The 8124-nt window shown below is 53.9% G+C and carries 4 protein-coding genes; 3 read left to right on the plus strand and 1 reads right to left on the minus strand.

The window, feature by feature from the left end; genetic code table 11:
* Positions 1–765 (minus strand): DNA topoisomerase (locus RMSM_RS14245; protein ID WP_008697252.1); only part of this gene is annotated, 765 nt, incomplete at its 3' end.
* A gap of 354 nt (positions 766–1119) precedes the next feature.
* Here RMSM_RS14245 and RMSM_RS14250 point away from each other — a divergent pair.
* The 3 genes from RMSM_RS14250 to RMSM_RS14260 all read left to right on the plus strand — a co-directional run.
* On the plus strand, positions 1120–3786 hold the full coding sequence (locus RMSM_RS14250) for a putative secreted protein (protein ID WP_008697253.1): 2667 nt from the start codon (positions 1120–1122) through the stop codon (positions 3784–3786).
* A gap of 242 nt (positions 3787–4028) precedes the next feature.
* Positions 4029–7586 carry a PPi-type phosphoenolpyruvate carboxykinase family protein gene (locus RMSM_RS14255; protein ID WP_008697255.1) on the plus strand — a complete coding sequence of 1186 codons (3558 nt, stop codon included), beginning with the start codon at positions 4029–4031 and terminating at the stop codon, positions 7584–7586.
* A gap of 142 nt (positions 7587–7728) precedes the next feature.
* Positions 7729–8124 (plus strand): Gfo/Idh/MocA family protein (locus RMSM_RS14260; RefSeq protein WP_008697257.1); only part of this gene is annotated, 396 nt, incomplete at its 3' end.

Below are 8124 nucleotides of genomic sequence, written 5' to 3' on the forward strand. Positions count from 1 at the left end.
CATTTGCAGCAGGTCGGGATTTTTCAGTTTGCCGTTTTCGGAGTCAAAATCTTTGCCCGACGGAATTTTTCGGCCATCGACCGTCGCCAGCGTGGCGGCAAAGGACTCTTTAGCCGCGGTGTCAAAAGTGGCTTCGAGGTCCCAGTAGGTCGAATCGACAAATGCGATCCGTTCGCGTTCGCGTTGGACAATCAAGCGAACAGCGACACTCTGCACGCGTCCGGCACTCAAGCCACGGCCTACTTTTTTCCACAGCAGCTGCGAAACGTCGTAACCGTACAAGCGGTCCAAGATGCGGCGTGTTTCCTGGGCGTCAACCAATCCCCCATCGATATCGCGTGGATTCTCGATCGCTTTTTGGATCGCATCCTTGGTGATTTCGTGAAAAACAAGCCGATGGACGGGCACTTTTGGCTTCAGAATCTCGAAAAGATGCCAACTAATCGCTTCTCCTTCACGGTCTTCGTCCGTCGCGAGATAGAGGTTGTCGGCTTCTTTCAGAGCAGCTTTTAATTTGCTGACTTGCTTTTTTTTGTCATCGGGAACGATGTAAATCGGCTCGAAATCGTTCTCGGTATTCACCCCCAGATAGGCCCAAGGCTCTTTTTTGTATTTTTCCGGCATCTCTTTGGCACCACCGGGGAGGTCGCGGATGTGCCCAATACTTGCCTCGACCTGATAGCCTTTGCCCAAGTATTTCGAGATCGTGCGTGCTTTGGCTGGTGATTCGACGATCACCAAACTTTTGCCCGTGCTTTTAGCCATACAAAAAAACGACGTGGTTAGGGTTAGACGAAATGGACCGAAAGTCAGTACAACAACACAGTACGCCATGGATGCGGATGCGATACTCGGCTTGACCCTCTAAATTGAGGGGCGATACGCTTTGCATCTCGGTTGGCACACATCGGTCATGAGCTGTTGCTTCTGACAGAGAGTTGGTCGATCGCGGCTTGTTGTCAAGATCACTCCAAAGACGATTGCAATAAAATTGCAGTCATCGACCGAGCGATTTTTTTAGAAAATTTACGGAAAACCCCATCGGACATTCCCCCAAAGCACGGAAAAACACTCCGGCTTTGCGTCCTCGCCAGAAAAAGAAGCCAGAAAGAGTCTGCTATGAACAACAGTCCGTTCGAAATCTTTCGCAAGAACCTCAAACCCATGATGGTCTTTCTGATCATGTTGGCGATGTTCTCGTTTGTCGTGCTGCCCGCACTCGATACCTACCTGCGTCAAAATACGGGAGGTGGGGGAGACGCGACGCTGGCGAGTTTCGACGGAATCGAAGTTTCTCAGAATCGCATTTCCTACATGACGCAAAATCACCAAGCGATGGTGCGTTTTCTGCGTGAGTTAGCGGAAAAAACGATTGCAGCGGGTGGGTCGCCCAAAACCCCAGGGTTCCGCTATGACGACCAGAACAACCGCGTCGCATCGATCGGAATCAGCGAGGTGCCCAGTGAGCAACTGTCGCTGAAAACGATGCAGTTTGCCTCCGAAGCCAACAAAGCCGGTTTCGAGCTAGACGATGCTGCGATCGGAGCCTGGTTGAATCTGTTCGTCGACGATCGATTCACCGACAAACAGATCGACGCATTGCTGATGGAAAGCACTCGCAACCAAATGGGACGCGTGCATCTGTACGAACAACTCCGCAACCACTTGTTGGCCGATTTGTATAACCGAGCTGGCTTCGCCGTCGTCGCAGCCGGCCAAATGCCGATCATGACGCCCGCCGAAGAGTGGACGAACTTTTTGAAGCTCAACCGCGAAGCGACAGCGACCGCGTATGGCATTCCCGTCGAAAGCTTTGTCAGCAAAACCGATCCAAACCCCAGCGAATCGGCGATCAAAGCGATGTACGAAGAGGGCAAGGACAACGACCCGAACGAACAATCGCCTGCTCCGGCATTTCATCGCCAATACACCGCCCAATTTGAATACCTCGTCGCGGATCTGCAGTCGTTTATCGACGAAGAAGCAGTGAAATTCAGCGAAGAAGAACTGCGTGCCGAGTACGAACGACGACTCGCCGGCGGCGATTTCCAGTTGCCCGAAGATCCTGCGACTCAAGCAGCCGACGAATCCGAGATGGCCGATGGGCTGGAAACCGAACTCGTTGAAACCGAGGTGATGGAAACCGAAGCGGCCACCGAATCGCCTAGCGATCAAGAAACACCTTCCGAATCGAAGGACGACGCTGAAAGTAAAGACGCTGAAACCAAAGACGACCAACCTGCGGCTAGCGAAGAAGAGCCCATGGAAGAGAAACCAGCGGCTAGCGAAGAAAAACCTGAAGCGACGGAACCTGAAACGGCTGAAAAAGACGATTCGAAACCTGCCGACGATTCGAAACCTGCCGACGATGCGAAACAAGATGACGCTAAAGACGAGCCGGAAGCGGATTCGCCAAGTGATCAACCCGCCGCCGACCAAGCTGAGGGCGAAGAGTCAGCGGACGATTCAGAGGATTCAGAAAAAACCAGCAGCCGCAATTCCATGACCGCCGATAACGGCATCCGCTTGGTCGCTTTCCAAGACACCACGGACGAAGCCGAAAGCGACGAAACGGAAAGTGACAAAGCGGAAACCACCGCTGCGGAAAACGAAGCCGTAAGCGAACAACCAGCAAAGGAAACCGCAAAAGAAGAAGCGGAAGACCCCGCGGCAGAAGAAAAATCAGCGGACGAAAAATCAGCGGACGAGTCCGAGCCGGAGATGAAAGAAGAGCCCGCCGAAGCGAAAACGGACGAAAAACCGGCTGCCGAAGAGAGCGAGCCCGAGTCGAAGGAACCGGCAACCGAATCGTTCGAAGCGGTACGCGAAGAGATCGCCGACTCGCTGGCACGACCGATCGCTGAACAGCGAATGGGCAAAGCGACTGCGGAAATGTTTTCGCGGATGCGACGCTATTTCAATCAGCATGCGATTTACAGCAGCGACGTCAAGAATGGTCTCGAAGTCGAAGAGCTTAAGCCATTCGACCTGAAGAAATTGGGCGAGGAATTCGGATTCCGTTATCAAAAGATCGGTCCGTATAACCAGATGTCGATCCAGGCGGAACCCATTGCACAAACCGTCGAAGTCGGCACGCAGCAAATGCAACGTGGGCCCGCTTTCACGACGTTCATGTACGGCGGCCAAACCCAGATGGGCGTGGTGCCTCGCCAAGTCCTCTACTCGCCACTTCGCACGGTCGATGACCGTGGTGGCAAGACCTACATTTCATGGAAGATTGACGAACAAAAAGCGTATACACCCGAGCTGGAAGAAGTCCGCGAGGAAGTGATCGCTGCGGTTCGATTGAGCGAAGCTCGTAAATTGGCGATGGAAGCCGCAATCGAACTTGCCGCCAACGCGAACAAGAGCGGTTCCGAATTGACCGAACTCGTTCCCGAAGAAAACAAAGACGAAGTGAAAACGGGACTCGGTCCGTTCAGCTGGCTCGATTCGTTTGGATTCCAAGGTGCGTCGATTGGTAACGTACCGGAGTTGAATTCGGTTGGCGAAGAATTCATGAAGTCTGTGTTTAATTCCGAAGTTGGCGAGTATTCGGCCGCGATGAACATGCCCGAAAGCGTGGCGTACGTGGTCAAACCCACCAACTTCCAACCGACCATGGACGAGTTGAAGGTGCTGTTTCAAAACCCACGAGATCGCATGATGGCGATGCTTGCCGGCGGCGGATCAACCAACGACGTAATCCAAGGGTTTTACGAATCGGTCGACGAGCGAACGGATTTCTCCTACGCTCGCGAAGCCGAAGAAAACGACGACTTCTAAGCCGTCTCGTCGGATCGTCAACTCATGCGTTGAGCTGTCAACATAAAAACCCTCGTCGGTGCACTTTACCGTCGAGGGTTTTTCTTTTGTGGTCTGAACCCAACCACCCGCACTGCATGCTGTTCGTGAAATGGCTGAGTGGTGTATAACATCCTTTGCGACGGTTTCGTTGACGATACCGCGTTATGACCGTGTGAATTCAGAAGGCGGAATTCAAGTCCCCTAAGCTCAGGAGTTAGGCAATGTTGTCATCACAAATCCCCACGTTACAGTGTGGCGAGTCCGAAAAGGAAGAACTTCAACGAGCTTTGGGGTGGGATCGCGATCTGTCGAACACCCCCGCGGCAAAAGAAAATCTAAGAAACTACATTACGCTTCAACTCGCTTCGGCCGGACTATTGCCGCCCGACAGCGAACAAGACCAATCGATGACGACGTTCTCGGCGGGAATCCTCGAGAGCCTGCGAGAAAAGAATCGGTTGCTCTCCGAATACCGTGCTCCCGTTGATTCGCGAATCGAAAACTTTCTCAATTCCTACTTCGCTGACGTGGTTGACGGTGAACCGCTGCGATTACCCGGCCGGACATTGACGCTGGATCGCCATGGCATGGCCCGCGAATTGAGCCTTCCCGCGGGCGGTCACGAATTCCAAAACGAGCTGGTCAGCTCGTATCGATGTGCAAACGGCGTGCTCAATAATCCTCGCGCCGATCGCCGCACGACGGCGGGGACGTTTCATGTTGTCGAGGGCGGATTGCCGATTCCAAGCGACAAACGGATCGTTCCCAAAAACGTGTTTGTCAACCTGTTCCGGGCTGCGATGACGCCTCCGGACGACATGATGTTGCTGCCCTACACGTCCACCTCGTCCAAGCCCTCGCTGACTTGGGTTTCACTGCTGCTGCGTCCAATCGTATGTCCCGAGGTCCCAGGGTTCGGCGCTCAGAAAACGATGGAAACCCGTTTCTTTGCTCCGGGTTCACTGATCAGTAACCTCGATTTTGTGGAAACGATTTTCGGAAACGCAGGCGATCCGCTCAGCAGCCGCAACGATGCCGGACTCGACGTATTGCACTGGAGCGGACACACCGGCTGTGTGATCTTGGCAACGCATTTGACCAGCATGACCAAGAAAGAACTTGGTCTGCCGCATTATGACGATGCCAGCGAACGGCAACGACATGATTCGATGTGCTGGAAAGACCCCGAAGAAAAATACAATGACGGCGGTGCGTTCAAACTCACTTGCCGCGACGAATCGGGAGTGGTTGTCACGTTGATCGCCGACAACTACTACGGTTACTGCAAAAAGGAAGTCAAAACGCAGCTCAGCTATGCCACCAATTTGATGGGCGGATGCGAAGAGGAACACTCCGGCGGCGCGTTAGCGTTTGCCTCGTATTCGCTAGGCGATGAATTCCAAGTCAACAGCCGCCGCTACAACGGTCGCCGGTTTGCAGACGTCGCACGTGAATACGATTCGTTTATCGACGTCAAGCCCGAGGGATACGGCATCGACCGTTTCGATCCGACCGTCGTCTACATTCCCGAGAATGCCAAAGTCACACTGATCCAGCGCTGTGTCACTTGGACCAACGATGGCAAGACAGAGCGGATTCCGCTGTCACCGGCCAACGTTTATATCGCACCGAGCGGCTACAAGATCCGATTGGAAAAACACCCCGCTGCTCCGTCGTGGCGATTGGTTGGATCCGTCGGCGAAGGCATTTTTTGCCACAAACCCTGTACGGTTAGCGGCGGCGGAAAGAGCGAAATCAGTAAGAGTCTTCGTGACTATATGTTGTACGGTCCGATCTTCGTCACCGACCGTGAAAAAGACTTCGCAAAACTCGACGAGATCTTTTCGCGTACTTATCACGACCGTTGGTCCAAAGAGTACACCGGTCGGACCGACTATACCGAAAAACCAAGTCGCCCCGTGCTCGACCCCAGCCGTAGTCTCGGCAGCGTGATCCAGTTGCTAACGCCTTCGCCGGATTACAACGATGAATACAACCAGTGGCTGCGTGAGATTCCCGAACACGTCTATTCGATGGCACTGATCATCAAACGTTTTATCCGTTCGGGGATGGAGCAAAATTGGCACGAGCATTTTGGTGTCGACATCGTCAACGGATCGGCTGGCCACGAATTGAAAATCGGCGACCGTTCGCTCGTGGGTACATATTTGCGTGTCGGTTGGGACAACAACCGTTGGCGTACGTTCAAATTACGACAGGACTTTATTGCCGCGGACAAAGTCCAGCGTGAAGACGACATCAGTGCCAGCGTGGTCGTGCCAGCCGATGTGCTAGGGGATGTCGGCAAGGCAATCACGCCGGCAGGCAGCTACAAATTCGTCGAAAATTGCGAATACCGATTGTTCCAACGTCCCGATGACGCCGTGCATCGCGGTTTGGATAAACAGACCGAGCTTGATCTGTCACGTCCCGGCAGCTTTATCAGTAACTTTGAACCCTTGACGACGGCACAGGCTCGCGAAATCGTCGAAGACGCGATTGAATTCGACAAATTCACCGCTCCGATGGCATCGATGCTGGCGAAGGCCGCCAAAGCCAAAGACGGCTATGTGGTCAGCACTGCGAACCCACGGATCGTCAACGGTGCGCCGACCAAGAACCCACGCTACCTACAAGACCGTCCCGACATGGTCAATTCACGCGACACCTATGTCGCGATGCGAGGCATGCAATTGCATCGTGGGCTAGCCGAAGACGCTCCGATCCATGCTCCGGTAGGTGCCGTGTTGTCGGGACGTCGCAACAATCCGCCGGACTTGAAGGCTGGATTTCGTTCGCTCGCCGTCTACTCGCCGCTGCACTATCAAGAGTTGCCCGAGTTGTTGATGGACTACGTTTGTTCGTTGACTGGCAAAAGCCCAAGTACCACGGGTGCCGGTAGCGAAGGGGCTCTGACCAAAGGACCGTTCAATGCGTTGATGCCTTCGGTCGATTTGAACTCAACCGTCGTGTCACTGATTCTGACGGGACTGGGTGGATTTAGCACCGCGGCGGGCCACGTCGGACCTCGTTTCGAAGTCGGTCACGATATTTCGTTGCTGATCCCCGAGGTCTGGTGTCGACTTGGCCCCGAAGAACGCGATCCCGCCGAGATGATTCGCAACAAGATGCTTGAAAAGGTCGAAGATTTCGATCACGGCGATTTGCGAGTTCCCGCCAGCCGGTTGGGCTACCGCATCACGACGAAGTTCGTTCGCACTTATCTGGCTCGCGTATTTGATAACCCATCGAAGGTGTTTACACCCGAGATTTTGCAACCTGAACTGCAAGACATGGAATCCTACGTCGATGGCATCTTGCACATCACCGAGGCTCAGAAACGAGTCGCGTTGGCCTACATGGACGACGGCGGCTATGAATTGGCCTGTCCACCGCTGAAAGCCATCTTGAATATCATGGCGTACGGCGAACACGAAGGAAAAACAGCTAGCGACCCCGAGATTCGTGAACTGTTTACCCGAGAATCGCTGCTGAAAAGCGACTGGTACGCAGCTCGATTGAAGAAGAAGCAAATCCGTGATATCGATCACTGGAAAGCCTTCGAAGCGAGACTGCAAACCATGATCGAGCATTCCAAACAGAACGATTCGATGCTCGACTTGGAGCTATCGGAGCGACTCGCCTACGCAGCGGAGATGCGTTCCCATGCCGAATCGAGCAGCTATATGGATGAGTTGGTCGGTACCATTGGAGCCGATCCGATGCAACCCAGTTTGACCGATCCCTCGATGGTCAACCGCTTGGCGACCAGCCAATAAACGGTCCGAATCATCCATGTTGGGGACGATCCGTTCCTAACATGGAAATTTCGTGGCCTAACGCACCACTGCTGTTTTTTTTCCAGGTAAAATGGAGGACTCTGTCCCACCCTTTTTGCTTCCTACCTGGAAAAGAATTAGTATGCCAAAACTATCTCGACGTCAGTTCAGCTCGGCCGCAGCAGCGACACTCGCTACGGCATCGCTCCCACGTGCTCAGCAGTTTGCCCGCGCCGCCGGCCCCAATGAAAAACTAGGCGTCTGCGTCGTCGGCGTGAATAGCCGCGGCAACGAACACATTCGCGGCTTCAATCACGATCCTCGCACCGAGATTCGCGCGATCGTCGACGTTGACGATAGTGTCGGAAAGCAACGGGTTGCCCGAGTTAGCGAGATGCAAGGCAGCAAGCCCGAATTCTTTACCGACGTGCGTGATGCCCTGGAAATGAACGGGCTGGATATCGTGACCTGTGCTACCCCCAATCACTGGCACGCCTTGATGGGCATTTGGGCGATGCAAGCGGGCAAAGACGTCTAT

It is taken from the genome of Rhodopirellula maiorica SM1, from assembly GCF_000346295.1.
Lineage (GTDB): Bacteria > Planctomycetota > Planctomycetia > Pirellulales > Pirellulaceae > Novipirellula > Novipirellula maiorica.